This is a genomic window from Maridesulfovibrio pacificus (SeqCode) (assembly GCF_048612815.1).
Classification (GTDB): Bacteria; Desulfobacterota; Desulfovibrionia; order Desulfovibrionales; family Desulfovibrionaceae; genus Maridesulfovibrio; species Maridesulfovibrio pacificus.
Map to the genome: position 1 here is coordinate 981,476 of NZ_JBLZNE010000001.1, position 16,593 is coordinate 998,068.

At 48.2% G+C, this 16,593-nt stretch carries 15 protein-coding genes; 11 read left to right on the forward strand and 4 right to left on the reverse strand.

The window, feature by feature from the left end:
* Together ACNI23_RS04705 and crcB are read right to left on the reverse strand one after the other, a co-directional pair.
* Positions 1 to 348 (reverse strand): DUF190 domain-containing protein, encoded by a 348-nt coding sequence (locus ACNI23_RS04705; RefSeq protein WP_420247056.1) that lies wholly within the window; start codon positions 346 to 348, stop codon positions 1 to 3.
* Between the two features lie 33 nt (positions 349 to 381).
* Positions 382 to 762, reverse strand: coding sequence for a fluoride efflux transporter CrcB (crcB, locus tag ACNI23_RS04710; RefSeq protein ID WP_420247057.1), 381 nt, complete (start codon positions 760 to 762; stop codon positions 382 to 384).
* A 69-nt stretch (positions 763 to 831) separates the two neighbouring features.
* Between crcB and ACNI23_RS04715 the strand changes: the two genes are divergently transcribed.
* The 4 genes from ACNI23_RS04715 to aat all read left to right on the forward strand — a co-directional run bounded on the left by ACNI23_RS04715 (position 832) and on the right by aat (position 5,046).
* Entirely contained in the window at positions 832 to 1,407 is a 576-nt protein-coding gene (locus ACNI23_RS04715) for a class IV adenylate cyclase (protein WP_420247058.1), read from the forward strand.
* Positions 1,408 to 1,532: 125 nt separating this feature from the next.
* A complete protein-coding gene (gene clpS / locus ACNI23_RS04720; protein WP_015851707.1) occupies positions 1,533 to 1,841 on the forward strand; it encodes an ATP-dependent Clp protease adapter ClpS in 309 nt (102 codons plus the stop codon).
* A gap of 1 nt (position 1,842) precedes the next feature.
* Complete coding sequence (gene clpA, locus ACNI23_RS04725; protein WP_420247059.1) at positions 1,843 to 4,152, forward strand: ATP-dependent Clp protease ATP-binding subunit ClpA; 2,310 nt, start codon at positions 1,843 to 1,845, stop codon at positions 4,150 to 4,152.
* Between the two features lie 171 nt (positions 4,153 to 4,323).
* Positions 4,324 to 5,046, forward strand: coding sequence for a leucyl/phenylalanyl-tRNA--protein transferase (gene aat, locus ACNI23_RS04730; protein WP_420247060.1), 723 nt, complete (start codon positions 4,324 to 4,326; stop codon positions 5,044 to 5,046).
* A gap of 86 nt (positions 5,047 to 5,132) precedes the next feature.
* On the opposite strand, the gene ACNI23_RS04735 is transcribed toward aat, so the two are convergent.
* Positions 5,133 to 5,630 carry a hypothetical protein gene (locus tag ACNI23_RS04735; protein ID WP_420247061.1) on the reverse strand — a complete coding sequence of 166 codons (498 nt, stop codon included), beginning with the start codon at positions 5,628 to 5,630 and terminating at the stop codon, positions 5,133 to 5,135.
* A gap of 99 nt (positions 5,631 to 5,729) precedes the next feature.
* Between ACNI23_RS04735 and uvrB the strand changes: the two genes are divergently transcribed.
* The 5 genes from uvrB to ACNI23_RS04760 all read left to right on the forward strand — a co-directional run bounded on the left by uvrB (position 5,730) and on the right by ACNI23_RS04760 (position 12,935).
* On the forward strand, positions 5,730 to 7,736 hold the full coding sequence (gene uvrB / locus ACNI23_RS04740) for an excinuclease ABC subunit UvrB (protein ID WP_420247062.1): 2,007 nt from the start codon (positions 5,730 to 5,732) through the stop codon (positions 7,734 to 7,736).
* A gap of 35 nt (positions 7,737 to 7,771) precedes the next feature.
* Positions 7,772 to 8,809, forward strand: coding sequence for a potassium channel family protein (locus tag ACNI23_RS04745; protein WP_420247063.1), 1,038 nt, complete (start codon positions 7,772 to 7,774; stop codon positions 8,807 to 8,809).
* Between the two features lie 188 nt (positions 8,810 to 8,997).
* On the forward strand, positions 8,998 to 10,842 hold the full coding sequence (locus tag ACNI23_RS04750) for a BRCT domain-containing protein (protein ID WP_420247064.1): 1,845 nt from the start codon (positions 8,998 to 9,000) through the stop codon (positions 10,840 to 10,842).
* A 46-nt stretch (positions 10,843 to 10,888) separates the two neighbouring features.
* A complete protein-coding gene (gene dapB / locus ACNI23_RS04755) occupies positions 10,889 to 11,671 on the forward strand; it encodes a 4-hydroxy-tetrahydrodipicolinate reductase (protein WP_420247065.1) in 783 nt (260 codons plus the stop codon).
* Between the two features lie 232 nt (positions 11,672 to 11,903).
* Positions 11,904 to 12,935: a metallophosphoesterase gene (locus ACNI23_RS04760; protein WP_420247066.1), complete on the forward strand. Its 1,032-nt coding sequence runs from the start codon at positions 11,904 to 11,906 to the stop codon at positions 12,933 to 12,935.
* A gap of 42 nt (positions 12,936 to 12,977) precedes the next feature.
* Here the strand turns inward: ACNI23_RS04760 and ACNI23_RS04765 are convergent, their stop codons facing one another.
* Positions 12,978 to 13,682 carry an SDR family NAD(P)-dependent oxidoreductase gene (locus ACNI23_RS04765; protein WP_420247067.1) on the reverse strand — a complete coding sequence of 235 codons (705 nt, stop codon included), beginning with the start codon at positions 13,680 to 13,682 and terminating at the stop codon, positions 12,978 to 12,980.
* Positions 13,683 to 13,872: 190 nt separating this feature from the next.
* On the opposite strand from ACNI23_RS04765, the gene ACNI23_RS04770 reads away from it, so the two are divergent.
* A complete protein-coding gene (locus ACNI23_RS04770; RefSeq protein ID WP_420247068.1) occupies positions 13,873 to 15,942 on the forward strand; it encodes a sensor histidine kinase in 2,070 nt (689 codons plus the stop codon).
* On the forward strand, positions 15,935 to 16,588 hold the full coding sequence (locus ACNI23_RS04775; RefSeq protein ID WP_420247070.1) for a response regulator: 654 nt from the start codon (positions 15,935 to 15,937) through the stop codon (positions 16,586 to 16,588). Before ACNI23_RS04770 ends, ACNI23_RS04775 begins: the two co-directional genes overlap by 8 nt.
* Positions 16,589 to 16,593: the final 5 nt, after the last annotated feature.

The window sequence follows — 16,593 nt, forward strand, 5'->3', positions numbered from 1 at the left end:
TTACTGCTTTTCGCCTTTATTATGTTTATGAACGACAATGTTTACTTCTTCGGTGGTGACCAGTCCTTCAGTCATGTTCTCATTGAGAAATTCTGTGAATTTTTCAATTTTTTCGGGCCTGTCAATAATCTCAATGATTAGGGGCAGGTCTTCGGAAAGTCTGAGTATGGAAGTTGTGCGAACCTGACTGTTAGCACCGTAGCCCATCACCCCGCGGTACACCGATGCGCCCGCAATACCTTGTTTTCGGGCTTCTTCTACTATTACTTCGTAAAGAGGGCGGTGCTTGATTCTATTTTCCTCTCCAGTGAAGATTTTGAGTCTTATAGCTTTTTCCGGTAGGGTCATGACGAGTTCTCCGTATTAAATGGTTGCTTGAAATCAGGAAACAATCAATCTGCCCAGTGCCAGCCCGCCGATAATGCAGGCGAACCCCAGTATACTCTGGCCTCCAATATTCAGAGCGGTCATAGCCCATTGGCCTGATTTGATCAGGTTGGTTGATTCAAACATATAGGTTGAAAAAGTGGTGAATGCTCCCATGAATCCAGTCAGGATAAGGAGACGCATCTCCGGGGGTAAGCCGAGGCGTTCTTCAAATAGTCCGGTTACCAGTCCGAAAAAAAGGCAGCCAATCATATTCACTGAAAATGTTCCTATGGGGAAGGATGTGGCAAACATTCGTTGTGTTATGCCGGAAACAAGGTAACGGCACAGACTTCCGGCTGCTCCGCCTGCCGCTATGTATAAATATTTATGCATTTCAGAATCCTTCAGTGACGTTCATTTATTAATGTTTTGTAGCACTTCAAGCTAAGAGAGAAAAGGAAAATGGCCCTAGAAACCGAATTGAAATATCTCAATGCCGATCACGACAAAGCTCGGAAGATTATGAAAGAGCAGGGTGCTAAGATGCTTACCCGTCATTACGAACGTAATGTTGTGCTCGATGATCCGGGCCGTACGCTATACAAGAGATCGGCTTTGTTGCGGGTACGTCAGGCGGAAAAGGTGACTATGACTGTTAAGCGTATCCCTGCTGATCCGGTTTCCGGAAAGGCAAAGGTTTATATAGAGCACGAAACTGAAGTCTCGAATTTTGATGAGACCGTGGCTGCATTGCAGGTTTTGGGGTATTCTCCTGTTTTCAGCTATGAAAAGATACGCGAGGAATGGGAGTTTGCAGGTTGTCATATCTGCCTGGACCAGCTTCCTTTTGGCCCATTTATTGAAATTGAAGGATCAGAGGACGGAATTTTGTCCTGTGCTGATAAGTTGGGATTGAGTTCTGATGATGCCTGCAAGAAAACGTACCACGAGTTAAACCGGGACCATAGAATGAATTGTGGTTTGGAAGCTGATGAAAATTTTGTGTTTACTTCTGAAGAAGTTCAAGAGTTACTTTAAGGTTTTGATTTATAGTGATTTAAGTTTTTTATAGCACAAAAATAAATAAATCTTCCTCGACAGGTGGGGAAATTGTTCTTATTGTTAACTATAGTAGAACATAAAAATATTTGAAGTTTAAAAAAATGGCTGAATATAAAGAAAATTTTGAGTCCGATGTACTGCTGGAGGACGAGCTCAAGGAACCTAGGAAGTTCCGCGTGCTGCTGCACAATGATGATTACACTTCCATGGAATTTGTTGTGGCCGTGCTCATGCAGGTTTTCAGGAAAACAGAAGAGGAATCCACGAAAATAATGCTCCAAGTCCATAATGACGGAGTCGGGGTGTGTGGAGTTTACACGGCAGAAGTTGCTGAAACTCGCGTTGAAATGGTCAAGCAGCTTGCGCAGCAGGCAGGCTATCCGCTGAAATGCACAATCGAAGAGGTCTAGTATGCTCAGTAAGGCATTGGAACAGGCACTGACTTCTGCGGTTAACGAAGTCAGGTTCAGAAATCACGAATTCCTCACTCTTGAACATCTGCTTTATGCGATACTTCAGGAGGAGATGGGTGCAGACATTCTTGCCGGGTGCGGGGCAGAGCTTACCAAGCTTCGCAGTCAGCTGGAACGTTTTTTCGATGAAAACCTCGAACCTCTGCCCACTGGTGTGGATACCGAAGTTATCCAGACTTTGGGTGTAAGACGTGTCCTGCAGCGTGCCATTTGGCAGAAGAAGGCAGCAGGAAAGGATGTTGTGGAAGTTGGCGACGTTGTAGCCGCCATGTTTGAGGAAGAAGACTCTTATGCAGTTTACTTCTTGAAGACTCACGACATTTCACGTCTTGATATCCTAGAATATATTTCCCATTCAATGACTGAAAACGATTGGAGTGAAGGGTTGGATATCAGTCCCAATCCTCAGCAGGGTGGAAGCGGTGCTTCCCCTGAAGGCAGACCCTCAGGCGGTAAGGATGAGAAAAAGTCCCCGCTGGAAGAGTTTACTACCAATCTCACTCAACGCGCCCGGGATGGTAAGATCGATCCGCTCATCGGACGCGATAGCGAAGTAGAGCGGACTTTGCAGGTTCTTTCCCGCAGGCGCAAGAATAATCCTATCTTCGTTGGTGACCCCGGCGTAGGTAAGACTGCTATGGCTGAAGGTCTGGCTCTTGCTATCGCCAAGGATACTGTTCCGCCGTCTTTTGCTGACACAGATGTGTATGCCCTCGATATGGGGGCTTTGTTGGCCGGAACCAAGTATCGCGGTGATTTTGAATCACGCCTCAAAGGTGTATTGGCTCAGCTTAAGCATAAGGAAGGAGCCATCCTTTTTGTGGATGAAATCCATACCATCGTAGGAGCCGGAGCTGTAAGCGGGGGGTCTATGGATGCTTCAAATATCCTCAAGCCGTTCCTTGCATCAGGTGAAATCCGCTGTATAGGTGCCACCACCTATGAAGAATACAAGAATCATTTTGAAAAGGACCGTGCGCTTTCCCGCCGGTTCCAGAAGATTGATATCAGTGAACCCTCTGTTGAAGAGACCATAGAAATTCTCAAGGGCCTCAAGCCTTATTACGAAGAACATCACAACGTGCTTTATGCCCCTTCGGCAATCAAGGCCGCTGCAGAGCTTTCCGGCCGGCATATTAATGAACGTTTTCTGCCGGACAAGGCCATTGATGTCATTGATGAGGCCGGGGCTTATTACAATCTCAGCCAGCGTAAGCGTAAGGACAATCGCATTGTGGTTTCCGATGTGGAAAAGGTCATCTCCAAGATGGCCCGCATTCCCACAAGGCGTATTACCATGTCTGACCGTTCCCGCTTGCAGGAACTGGACATCAACCTCAAGTCCGTTGTTTTCGGACAAGACGAGGCAGTAGACATTATCACCAAGGCAATCCTGCGCTCCCGTGCAGGCATGAAGCAGGTCGGCAGGCCTACCGGTTCCTTCCTGCTTACCGGGCCCACCGGGGTTGGTAAGACAGAACTGGCCCGTCAGCTGGCTTCCACCATGGGCGTTCATTTCATGCGTTTTGACATGAGTGAGTACATGGAGAAGCATGCGGTGGCCCGCTTGATCGGTGCGCCTCCGGGCTATGTGGGATTTGATCAGGGTGGCCTGCTCACCGAAGGCGTGCGTAAGAACCCGCATTGCGTGATTCTTTTTGATGAAATTGAAAAGGCTCACCCGGATGTATTCAACATCCTTTTGCAGGTCATGGACTACGCAACCCTGACCGATAACAATGGTCGCAAGGCTGATTTCAGACATGTTGTCCTGCTCATGACCTCCAATGCCGGAGCGCGTGAAATGGCCAAGGGTGGAATCGGTTTTGGTGCCAGCGTGAAGGGCGGCGAAGACAAGGGCCGCGGACTCAAGGCGGTTGAAAAGATATTCAGCCCCGAATTCCGCAACAGGCTTGATGGAATCGTGCCGTTCAACTCCCTGCAGATTGATGTAATGGAGCTTATCGTTGAGAAGTTCATCAAGGAACTCAACGGTCAGCTTCTCGATAATAGGGTCACCATCGAGCTGGACAAGAAGTCCCGCCGCTGGTTGGCCGAAAAGGGGCACGATCCTGCTTATGGTGCAAGGCCGATGGCTCGCCTGATTCAGACTTCCATTAAGGATGAAATCGCTGATGAAATCCTCTTCGGAAAGCTGGTTAAGGGCGGAACTGTTGCAGTCTCCACCAAGGGCAAGGGCGACGATGAAAAGCTCAGCTTTAAGTTCAAAACATCTACTAAGAAGTAGGGTTGTTAAGCTGAATTAATAAGTTGAATTCCAAGGGGAAGTTCTTGTCAGAGCTTCCCCTTTTTTGTTGTTCTGGCTATAAGACTCATAAGCAATATAATAGCTAGAACTCTATTGCCAAATCATAATAATCAGTTATTATTTAGGATAGGCGGAAACCAAAGGATTATTATGGTTGTTTACAGATTAATAGAAGACCCCATTTTTCCTCATCCCGATGAAGCGGAGCCGGATGGCCTGCTCGCGGTGGGAGGTGATTTGAGCCCGGAAAGGCTGCTCTCTGCCTATGCTTCGGGGATTTTTCCGTGGTATGATGAGCGTTCGCCGATTCTGTGGTGGTCGCTCGATCCCCGTTTGATATTGAATTTTGATAAGCTGCATGTTTCCCGCCGAGTAAAGCGTAAAGTCAGGAAAAGGGAATATACAGTTACCTTTGATCGTGCTTTTGAAAGCGTTATTGCCAACTGTGCCCGCAAATTTCGTCCGGGGCAGGCCGGAACATGGATTCTGCCCGAAATGATCGAAGCTTATTTGAAGCTGCATAAGCTCGGCTTTGTGCATAGTGTGGAAGTCTGGAACCGGGAAGGCAATCTTGCCGGTGGGCTTTATGGCGTTTCACTCGGTAAGGTTTTTTCCGGTGAATCCATGTTTTTCCTTGAGCCTGATGCATCCAAGGTAGGCTTTTCATACCTCGTGCAATGGCTGAAAAATCGTGAATTTCATTTTGTGGATTGCCAGCAGCCGACAGATCATCTCAAATCCTTAGGAGCTGAAGAAGTCAGCCGAGAGCTTTTTCTGGATATGCTTGATGAGGCTCTGGAACACCCGGCCTTGCGGGGAAGGTGGGAGTTCATTGAAGGGGAGTATGATATGATAACGGAAGTTTTAAGCTAAAAAGATTAAAGCGGAGGACTCTTAAAGAATCCTCCGCTTTTTAAATTTAGATAAAATATTGATGCGCTTTCAACTAGCGAATCCTACTAATTATCATCACCTTCGCGGGTTTCAACCAGCGGGCGGTGTGCGCCGAGATTATAAAGTCCGCGCAGGGCGAATGGCAGGTCGAAGTGGGGTACTTTTTCAAATTTGATCAGCCCGATATCTTTGCCTTCGGTGATGGAAGAAAGCGGCGGCAGACCTGAGGGTACGGGAAATTCCATGGGTGTGGAGAAGATGGATTCAAGTCTTGATGAGTAGTGCTCCTTGAGATATTCAACAACCTGATCGCGCTCTTCCATGGTGAATGATTCGAGGACTACCTTACGGTCCTTCTTTTCATCAGGAATGGCATCGAGAGTGGCAGGGCTGCCGAAAAGGTTATCCCATTTAATCGCGCCTTCATCCGCTTCATCCCATTCAGGACGAAAAAGATGCACTTCAACATCGCGGCGGCCTTTGAAGCTCTTAATGACCATAGATACTGCGTATCCGCGCGGACTGGGTATATCACCGTTTTCAATTTGGATTATAGGAATCATTGCTACCTCGCAAAATGAATGTTTTAATGAGCTTGTCAGCTTGTTACTTTCTTCTCATAACTATTTTAATTTAACAGCACAAGTCGGGAACCTATCATAATGGCGAACAATTTTGAGCTTGTAAGTGACTACACCCTCAAGGGCGACCAGCCTGAAGCGGTGAAGCAACTGGTCGAAAATATTAAGCACGGCGTACAGGATCAGATCCTGCTTGGAGCTACCGGTACGGGTAAAACTTTTGCTATGGCCAATGTGATCAAGGAGCTTAATCGCCCCACACTGGTCATGGCTCCCAACAAGACTCTTGCGGCCCAGCTTTTTAATGAATTCAAAGCCTTATTTCCGAATAATGCTGTTGAGTATTTTGTCAGTTATTATGATTACTACCAGCCAGAAGCATACCTGCCGCATTCCGATACTTATATCGAAAAAGATTCATCAATCAACGATGATATTGATAAACTCCGTCACTCCGCCACCCATGCTTTGCTGACTAGGCGTGATGTACTGATCGTGGCTTCTGTTTCCTGCATCTACGGTCTTGGTTCTCCTGAATTCTACGCCAAGATGATCATTCCGGTTGAAGAGGGACAGGAACTTTCCATGGAAAAGCTCATGGATAAGCTGGTTGAAGTACAATACGAGCGTAACGACTACGATTTTCACCGCGGGACATTTCGAGTGCGCGGCGATGTAATTGAGATCATCCCGGCTTATGCCCGTGAGCAGGCTTTGCGTATTGAATTTTTTGGTGACGAGATTGACTCTATCCTTGAAACAGATCCGTTGACCGGGGAAGTTACCGGGCGTAGACGCAAGACAGTTATCTATCCGGCCAGTCACTTTGTCTCTGATCAGGATAACCTTGAACGCGCACGGGAAGATATCCGCAACGAACTTGCCGAGACTCTGACTCTCTATAAGAAAGAGAACAAGCTGATCGAAGCGCAGCGCATTGAGCAGCGCACTATGTATGATCTGGAGATGATTGAGGAGATCGGCTACTGCAACGGGATCGAGAACTATTCCCGGCACTTGGACGGTCGTAAGGAAGGTGAACCCCCGGCAACCCTGATCCATTATTTCCCGGACGATTTTCTGCTTTTCATGGATGAATCACATATCGCCGTGCCGCAGGTGGGAGCCATGTACAATGGCGACCGTTCGCGTAAAACCACATTGGTAAATTTCGGTTTCAGGCTTCCTTCAGCACTTGATAACAGGCCGTTATGCTTTGATGAATTTCTCGACAAAATAGGACAGACCGTCTATGTTTCCGCGACTCCCGGGCCGTGGGAAATGGAGCGGGCGCAGGGACTTGTGGTTGAGCAGATTATCCGGCCCACCGGATTGCTCGATCCTGAGATTGAAGTCCGTCCGGTAAAAGGGCAGATGGACGACCTGCTTGCAGAGTGCAAAGAGCGTGAGAAGCGCGGTGAGCGGGTGTTGATTACTACCCTGACCAAACGTATGTCTGAAGATCTGACTGAATATTTCAATCAGATGGGAGTGGAAGCCAAATATCTGCATTCAGACATCGACACCATGGAGCGTATGGCTATTATTCAGTCCTTGCGCGCCGGGGAATTCGTGGCCCTAGTAGGTATTAACCTTCTGCGAGAAGGCCTTGATATTCCTGAGGTTTCACTTGTCGCTATTTTGGATGCGGACAAGGAAGGATTCTTGCGCTCAACTCGATCTCTGATCCAGACCTTCGGTCGTGCGGCTCGTAACGCTGAAGGGCGGGTTATACTTTATGCAGATAATGTGACCAAATCCATGCACACAGCCATAGACGAAACTTATCGCCGCCGTGCCAAGCAGATGGAGTACAACGAGGCTCACGGTATAGTGCCCCAGACCATCGCTAAATCACTGGATAATATGCTGGGAACATTGTACTCTGATAACTGGTCGGGTGGTGAGGTCAAGATCGCTGCTGAAGAAGCGGCTGAGTATGGACTTGATCCCGCAAAAATGGAAAAAGAAGTTCGCAAGCTTGAGAAAGATATGCGTAAGTACGCAGCAGAGCTTGAGTTTGAAAAAGCCGCCGAACTGCGTGACCGCATTCAGGTTTTGCGGGATAAGATTCTCAGTCTCGGATAATATCGTCGGTTAACAATCAACCTGGACTGTCAGGAATGAAATCCAAATCCATATTCGTAAAGCTGCTCCGCTTAAGGCGTGATTTCGGAATGTTCTGGGGGCTTATCTCCGGCTTCATTTATATGACGCTTGTTTTTATCGGTGGAATTGTCGGCTATATGTGGATTGAGGGATGGAATTTACTGAACAGCTTTTACATGGTTGTCATCACTCTTTCCACTGTGGGATTCATGGAAGTATTGCCTTTGTCCGATCAGGGCAGGCTTTTTACCTCCATTCTGATCCTTGGCGGTGTGGGTGGTTTTGCATATTTGATCGGTGCTTTTTCACAATTGTTGGTGGAAGGGCGTTTGCAGGCAATTCTAGGGAGACGCAGGATGCAGAAGACAATTGGAAAACTCAAGGATCATATTATTGTCTGCGGTTATGGCCGAATCGGGGCCATTGTAACCAAAGAGGTCATGGATGAGGGTCTTGAAATTGTTGTAATCGAAAGTAATCCAGAGCTTATTGCTCAGATGGAAGCAGCAGGGATTGCCTGCATCGAAGGTGATGCCACCAGTGATGAAATCCTGAAGCTGGCCGGTTTGCAAAATGCCAAGACCCTGATTGCCGCACTTTCCGATGAAGCAGCCAACGTTTATGTTACCCTGATCGCCCGCCAGTCTAATGTTAACGTTAATATTATTGCCCGAGGTAATGATACTGCCAGCATTTCCCGGCTTGAATTTGCCGGAGCTGACCGAGTTGTCCTGCCGCACACAATTGGTGGAATACGTATGGCCCAGTCAGTACTTAGGCCTACAGTGACAAACTTTCTCGATATTGCCATGCGCGGTAAAATCGACTTGCAGATGGAAGAACTTTTCGTTACCGATTCTTCCGAGCTCGTAGGGATGGATTTGATTGAATCCAAGATTCGTCCCCGGTTCAATCTGATCATCATTGCCATTCGTAAAGGTAGTGGCGAAATGGTCTTTAATCCCGGACCTAAAGAAGTCATCGAAGCGGGTGATACTCTGCTTACAGTCGGTAAACTTTCCGACCTTTCCGCTATTAGTAAAATTCTTTAAGAATGCCTCCGGCGGCTCTCCGAGAGCCAGCGCTGCTCTCTGTATCCGTAAGGCTCGAGCAGGAAGCTCTCGCCTAACGGCTATAGGTAAGAAGCTTTTTGGAAAAAGTTTCTCTGGACTCTTTAAAAACTTGAGTAGGGCTTCGCCTTTGTGTTCGCAAAATTCCTTTTTAAAATATAAAGTTTACAGTGAAGAATAAAAACAAAGAAATTAAAGATTTAGTTGCGCTTCTTGAGAAGCATAACGAAGCATACCGCCGTGGCATGCCTACTATCAGTGATGCTCGTTATGATGAACTTACTGAGCAGCTGCGTGACCTTGATCCTGAAAACCCTTTCCTGACTAACGTAGAACCTGAGAATTTCAGCGAAAAGGTTGAGGTACGTCATCCCCGGCCTATGCTATCTACCGAGAAAGCGTACACAACTGAAGAGCTTGAGCGATTTGTTTCCCGTGTTGAGAAGGAAGCAAAAGCTATGGGTATCAAGGAAGTTACTTACCGGATCACTCCCAAGCTTGATGGCCTTGCCGCCCGTGATGACGGGAAGGTTTTTGCTACTCGCGGTAACGGTGAGGTGGGCTATGAAATCTCTAGTGCTTTTGCCAAGGGCGTGGTTGCTGTAGGTGGACGCGGACAGGGTGTTGGGGAGATTGTTTGCAGTCTTGAATATTTCGATGAGCATTTGGCAAATTCTTTCGAACACCCGCGCAATATGGTCGTTGGCATCATTACCTCAGATAAGGTGAATGAGGCTTCCAAGCAGGCTTTGCAGGATGAGGCTGTACGCTTTGTGCCATACAGTACCCTGCCTAAGAAGGTTGTGAACGGTGAAGAATTGGTCAGCCGTGTCTGGGAAATCACCGATGAACTCTGGGAAGCAGCTGATTATCCGCTGGACGGCATGGTTGCGGAAGTTACTGATACCGCTTTGCAGGAGCGTCTCGGCGCTACAGCCCATCATTATCGCTGGCAGATTGCCATCAAGAAGAAGGGTGAGTCTGCGGTAACGGAAGTTGAAGCTATCCGCTGGCAGGTAGGCCGCATGGGTGCTGTTACTCCGGTCATGGAAGTTAAGCCAGTCTCAGTTTCCGGTGCTACTATCCGTAACGTTACCGCTCATAATGCCGGAATGCTGCGCGACCAGTCTATCGGCATTGGCGCGACTATTCGCATCATTCGTAGCGGTGAGGTTATTCCCAAACTTGAGGAAGTGATCAAACCTGCACAGGATGTGGAACTGCCTGCTGAATGTCCTTCATGCGGTGCAGAACTTTTCTGGCAGAATGATTTTTTGAAGTGTCCTGATTTCAGCTGTCCGGCACGCGTAGAGCAGCGTTTGGAATACTGGTTCAAGACTCTCGGTAATGCTGACTGGTTTGGCAAGAAAACCATCGCCAAGCTGGTTAAGGCCGGGCATAATTCTCTTGAATCCGTTTATACCATGGCGGAAGATGATTTCCAGAAGCTGGGGTTCGGTCCGGTGCAGTCCACCAACCTTGCGGAAGCACTGTACATAAGCAAGACCAAGGAAACCGATGATTGGCGTTTTCTGGCTGCTTTCGGGATTCCCGATCTCGGCAAGGCGGACAGTCGTAAGCTTTTGGGTCACTTTAAGCTTGAAGACGTTGTTAACGTCAAACAGGAACAGCTCCTCGAGTTGCACGGTTTCGGCGATATCACCAGCCATTCGGTGACCGAGGGAATCGCTGCGATTAAAGAAACCATCCTGCATATGCTGGAGTTTGATTTCAACCTTCGCCGTACCCCGCTGATTTCCGAAACTGAATCCATGGAAAGCCCCATCACAGGTAAAGGTATCGTCTTTACCGGAAAAATGGAGCAGGGCAGCCGCGAAGACATGCAGGCCATGGCAAGACGAATGGGCGCAAAGGTACAGACTTCAGTAACCGGCAAGACAGACTTTCTTGTCTGTGGTAGCAAGGTCGGGGCTAAGAAGATCGAATCCGCCAAAGCCAAGGGCGTTGAGATCATGACCGAAGCCGAATTTATGGATATTGTTAATAGCAATTAAAGCCTTCCCCAGCCGCCGGAGGCAAAAAAAATATTAGGAGCTAAATATGACTGATGTAGTAATTATTGGAGCGAAGGGTCGCATGGGCGATACACTGGTTCGCTGCGTACAGCAGAGTGATGATTTGAAACTTGCAGCAGTCATGGAACGTTCCGGCTGCGAAGAGGGGCTTGATTCTTTGGGCTGCGTTTGCGGCACTGATGCTCAGGAAGTACTGACCAAGGTTCCCGGTGCTGTCGTGGTTGACTTCACTTCCCCTGCTGCGACTTTGAAACTGCTCGAAATTGCTTCTGTTACCGGCAACCCGGTTGTCATCGGTACTACCGGCATGACCAATGAAGAACTTGCACAGGTAGAAGAATTCGCTAAGAAAGTTCCGGTTTTCCTCGCTCCGAACATGAGTGTCGGCGTGAACGTGCTGCTCAAGGTTCTGCCCGAACTGGTGCGTATGCTCGGACCTGCTTATGATATGGAAATGACCGAAATTCATCATAACAAGAAAGTGGACTCCCCCAGTGGAACCGCTCTTAAGCTGGCTCAGTGCATGGCTGAAGCGCGCGGCCTTGTTTATGATGAAGTTAAAAAGCACTCCCGCGACGGTATTATCGGTGCCAGAACCAAAGATGAGCTTGGCGTAATGGCAGTTCGCGGCGGTGACGTTGTGGGCGACCATACTGCTTATTTCCTCGGACCCGGTGAGCGCATCGAAGTTACCCACCGTGCGCACTCCCGTGAAACTTTCGCTCAGGGCGCACTCCGTGCCGCACGTTGGCTCTCCGAGCAAAAGCCCGGTAAGCTCTACGATATGGCTGACGTGCTGGATGTCTAGTAGACTAGATTGCTGATTAGTTGATTTTAAGAGGCTGTACCATTCCGGTGCAGCCTTTTTTATTTTTACGAGCAAAGTCTGATGTTTTTACAGCGGCCCATCCTTAGTATAAAGTTGGTTTAGTCTAACAATGTAAAAACTGATTATCGGGCTTAATATGTCTTTTTATGTAAGAGCTACAATTACTTATATACTGTTTTATCTGTATATCCGGCTTTGGATCTGCAGGCTGTTGGTTGATAACCCCAAAATCAAACGTGTGGTGATCATTGCTACCGATCTGATGACCCTTGTCATGCCGATCACTGTCTTTTTCCCGGAGCACTTACCGTATTTGCTCAAAATTTTCATGCAGGGGGCTGGTTACAGCTGGGCAGCTATTATCGCCTGTATGGTTCCGGTAGGGCTATGCTTTGAGCCGATCCGTTGGGGCGTGAAGCTTCTCGGCAACGGTATTAAGGTACCGAAACTGAAAGTCTTCGGAGTTCTTTGCCTTATCTCTATTGTGATGACTGTTGGAGGGTATATTAATGCTACTTCGCCGACGGTTAAGGAAATTGATTTTGATCTTACTAACGGTAGTAAAGAGGCCAAAGAATACCGTGTGGCGATGTTTTCAGACCTGCATGCCGGAAAGCTGATGACCCGTGACCGTGTTGCTGCGGTTGTAAGTCTGGTTAATTCGCTGAAACCGGATATAGTGTTTATGGTCGGTGATGTCTTGGATGATCACGACAGTGAACTCACTGGGGCGGTAGAAGAACTTGCTCTGATTAAGGCCCCTCTGGGTAAGTTCGCAGTTTTGGGCAATCATGAATTTTATCTCGGCAACAATTGGTCCCGGAGTATGTTGGAAAAGCAGGGAATAAAAGTGCTGGGCGATAGCTCTGCTGTGATTGATGACCAATTCTTATTGGTGGGCCGCAACGATTTCGCAAACATTCGTGGCGGAGGACTTGTCCGTGGTGCATTAAAGAATGTGATCCCCAAGGGAAATAAACTGCCGATTATTCTTATGGATCATACTCCGCATGAGCTTGAAGAAGCTGAACAGAATAATGTGGCCTTGCAGCTTTCAGGGCATACCCATAATGGGCAGCTGTTTCCTTTTAATCTGGTTGTGAAGCGTATTTATGAAGAAGAGTACGGAACTTATCAGAGAGGCGACACTCGTTATTATATAAGTTGCGGTGTCGGAATCTGGGGGCCGCCGTTGCGGACTACAGCCAGACCGGAAGTGGTGCTGATGAAGATTCGGATTTAGATGGATAAGGTCCGGGGAGATTTAAATCTCCCCGGATTTTAATTATCTGGGGAATGAACCGTTGTTGATATCAATGCAGGTGCCGTTGATGTATTCGGGGCAGTCTGTTGCCAGCCAGTGCATGGCGGAAGCGACTTCTTCCGGTTTACCGAAACGTCCGGTGTAGACTGCAGCTTGGATTGCGTCACGGCGGGCTTGGGGAATTGTGTGCAGCATGTCGGTTTCAATGGGGCCGGGAGCAACCGCATTGATCACGATTCCGTGAGGACCAAGGATTTTGGCAAAGCTCTTGGTCATGTTGATGACTCCGGCTTTGGTAATTCCATACCATACATCGGGGTGTCCGATCTGTCCGGCAATGGATGCGTTGTTGACAATACGACCATATTTTTTGTCTTTCATTGATTTGGAAACAGCGGTAATCAGGGCCACCGGAGCCTCAATGTTGATCTTGAGGACTTGGTCTACGCTTTCAGCTGTGTATTCGTCATACGGGGTTGCGTACATAACTCCGGCATTGTTTACCAGCACGTCGATTGCAGGCAGTCCGGCGATAAATTCCGGTATTCCTGCTACGTTTTGAAAGTCGAATTTTTCGGTTCTCACCTGCGGGTGCTGGTTGTATTTGAAGTTTGAGAAGTCACGGGCCGCGACGATTACGTTGGCTCCGTCTGCGATGAACATTTCGGTTAGCTCAAGGCCGATTCCCTTGTTTCCGCCGGTAATTAATACAGTTTTATTTTCCATTATGAGTTTCCTTTTGAGTTTTTGAAGTAATACTTTAAGTTTGGGCGAGTTAGTAAACCCTAAAGAAAGTCGGAAATCAAGGGTTCATCCATTTGTCTGATTCTTTCATCATTTGACTCTGCTATCAGATAAATTAAGAATTGAATTTCAGGGCCGGTACAGAGGAAACGGAATCGGCCGGAGATTAACTATGAAGAATGATAGATTAAAAGAAATCGGTGAATACTTGCAGGAAAATCTTGATCTTGCAGTAATCAGATTTGCCGAATTAATGATAGCGCACCAGCCGCGTTGGTATGCGGGGCTTGGTCTGGACGAGTGCAAAAGGATCGCCGCAAATGGTGTGAGTATGAGCCTCGAATGTTTTATCCGCGGTGATTTGGAGCCCTTGGGGAGTTATTTCAATAGCTGCGCTGAGATAAAGCTTGATCGCGGTGTAGGGATTCGTGATGTGGTAGAAGGAACCCTGCTCGGTAAGCAGGCTTTTATTGCTGCAGGAACGGAATTTTATACTGAGCAGGCTGATCAGCTCGAGTTTCTTGCTGAGCTCGAGGATTATTATGTTCAGGTCCTTACCCTGACTACGGACCGCTATTCAGGAATGCTTCTTTCCCGTTTGAATGCGGAACATGTACGCAATAAGCTTTTGCTTGAAGCTTCTCGAACTGTAACCAGTGCCCTTGATCCTGATGAAGTTCTGAGCAGGCTGGCAGAGGTTCTGGCCGGAACTGTGGGCGAGGGCTGCTGTACTATTTTTCTGGTCAACCCTGAAACAGGCGGACTCGCTCCCTGCGCCGGATTTGGGTACGGTTCCAAGGAGTGCCAGAGCGCTTTGCAGGGCTTAAGACTTTGTCCCTCCGGTAGCACTCTCAGCAGTGTGGACGGTAAAAGCTACGGTTTCTGTTCATCCAACAAAGCCAGCTCAACTTTTGCAGATATTCTCCCTGAGGCGGTTCGTTCCGGCAGCGCATCTCTATTTCATATCACTAACAGTGATCGTATGGTCGGCGTTGCGCTTGTTTCTTCGGAAAAGCCCGGGTTTACATTTGATGATGCCACTACTGAATTGATCGGCGGTATTCTGAATACTGTTGCGGTTGCCATTGAAAGCGCCGCCACCGCGCGTCAGACAAAGCGTCAGCTTTTGGAAAGTGAAAGCCTGCGCCGGGTGGCTAACGTGCTTTTACAGAGTCCTGAAGGCAAGAATGGCAGTGTTCTAAGCCTCATTTCTGATGAAGCCAGGACGATTGTTAACGGTATGGGCAGTGTATTGATGCTGCTTGAGGGCGATTCTTTGCATTGTGTTTGCGGTTCCGGTGCCCCCAGATGTCCTATGGAGTTTTACCCTGTGGACTCTACCTACTATGGCAGCGCTTTTCAGGCCGGGGAAACTATCATTGTTCGTGATGCCCAGAGTGAAATTCCTGAAGCCGAGCGTAGTGATGAACTTCGCACACTGATAGTTGTGCCTTTGCTGGAAGGGGATAAGAAGCTTGGTTTGCTTATGGTCTCCAACAAGAGCGGCGGGTTCGACCATGCTGATAAGCGCATTATGGAAATGTTTGCGGCGCAGGCGGTTCTGGCATTACGCAACAGTCGTATGTTTGAGCAGAGTGAAAAGCTGGTAGTGCAGGGAGAACGTCAGCGTTTGGCCCGAGAGCTCCACGATTCTGTAACTCAGGCTCTTTACGCAATCACTTTTTGTTCAGATGCTGCTGTACGTTCCCTTGAATCAGGCAAGGGTGATGCGGCTATTGAGCAACTCAAGGCTCTGCAAGGCATGGCTCAGCAGGGAATGCGTGATATGCGCTCCCTTATTTTTGATCTTCATCCGCCGGAACTGGAAAGCGAAGGTCTGGTTGGGGCGATTCAGGCCCGCTTGAATTCCGTTGAAATACGTTCCGGCCTTGGTGCCGATCTATTTGTGGAAGGCGATGAAAGGCGTTTGCCTCTGCGCGTAGAGGAGGAGCTCTTTCGTATTGCCATCGAGGCCTTGAATAATTCCACCAAGCATTCCAAGGCGGAATCTGTTACTGTGAATGTTGATTTTGCTGAGGGCAAAACCGTTATCCAGATAATTGATGATGGTTCGGGATTTGATATTGCAACATTGCCTACGGGCGGTATGGGCTTGCGCGGAATTCGTGAAAGGGTCGAGCGTATCAATGCCCATCTTGATATAAGAAGTGAGCCCGGTAAGGGTACTGTGTTGACTGTAAAAGTTTTTGATGTTGAAGGGACTGGAGGCGGAGATGAGTGATGTGATTAAGGTTTTGCTGGTTGATGACCACGATATCGTACGTATCGGTGTGCGCAGTTTTCTGGGTAGTTTTGATGATATCAATGTTGTCGGCGAGGCCGCTAACGGTCAGGAAGCCGTGGAAATGACCGCTGAACTTTCCCCGGATATTATTCTAATGGATATGCTGATGCCGGTTATGGACGGGATTCAGGCTATTCGCGAGATACGGGACCGTAAGCTTGCAGGCCGGATAATCGCGCTGACCAGCTTTGCAACAGACGATAAGCTTTTTCCGGCCATTAAAGCCGGGGCTATGGGCTATCTGCTTAAGGATTCCACCCCGGATGAATTGCTGGAAGCCATCCGCCGTGTGCATCGTGGAGAGCCTTCCCTTGCTCCTGATATCGCCCGTAAGGTGCTTTCCGAGCTTTCTCAGCCCGGAGAAAATTCTGAAACGCCTACTCCTGATCCTCTTACTCCGCGTGAGCTTGATACCCTCAAGCTGGTAGCCAAAGGTAAGAGCAACAAGGCCATTGCTGAGGATATGTTTGTCAGTGAAGCTACTGTTCGTACTCACATGACCAGCATCCTTTCCAAGCTGCATCTGGCAAATCGCGTGGAAGCCACTCTGTATGCCCTGCGCGAGGGTATTGCTTCGCTTTAAGCTTT

Coding starts and splice junctions, on each gene's coding strand:
- aat (WP_420247060.1), top strand. CDS start 4,324: ATGGTTGTTTACAGATTAATAGAAGACCCCATTTTTCCTCATCCCGAT.
- dapB (WP_420247065.1), top strand. CDS start 10,889: ATGACTGATGTAGTAATTATTGGAGCGAAGGGTCGCATGGGCGATACA.
- ACNI23_RS04775 (WP_420247070.1), top strand. CDS start 15,935: ATGAGTGATGTGATTAAGGTTTTGCTGGTTGATGACCACGATATCGTA.
- ACNI23_RS04715 (WP_420247058.1), top strand. CDS start 832: ATGGCCCTAGAAACCGAATTGAAATATCTCAATGCCGATCACGACAAA.
- uvrB (WP_420247062.1), top strand. CDS start 5,730: ATGGCGAACAATTTTGAGCTTGTAAGTGACTACACCCTCAAGGGCGAC.
- ACNI23_RS04765 (WP_420247067.1), bottom strand. CDS start 13,682: ATGGAAAATAAAACTGTATTAATTACCGGCGGAAACAAGGGAATCGGC.
- ACNI23_RS04735 (WP_420247061.1), bottom strand. CDS start 5,630: ATGATTCCTATAATCCAAATTGAAAACGGTGATATACCCAGTCCGCGC.
- clpA (WP_420247059.1), top strand. CDS start 1,843: ATGCTCAGTAAGGCATTGGAACAGGCACTGACTTCTGCGGTTAACGAA.
- ACNI23_RS04745 (WP_420247063.1), top strand. CDS start 7,772: ATGAAATCCAAATCCATATTCGTAAAGCTGCTCCGCTTAAGGCGTGAT.
- clpS (WP_015851707.1), top strand. CDS start 1,533: ATGGCTGAATATAAAGAAAATTTTGAGTCCGATGTACTGCTGGAGGAC.
- ACNI23_RS04705 (WP_420247056.1), bottom strand. CDS start 348: ATGACCCTACCGGAAAAAGCTATAAGACTCAAAATCTTCACTGGAGAG.
- crcB (WP_420247057.1), bottom strand. CDS start 762: ATGCATAAATATTTATACATAGCGGCAGGCGGAGCAGCCGGAAGTCTG.
- ACNI23_RS04770 (WP_420247068.1), top strand. CDS start 13,873: ATGAAGAATGATAGATTAAAAGAAATCGGTGAATACTTGCAGGAAAAT.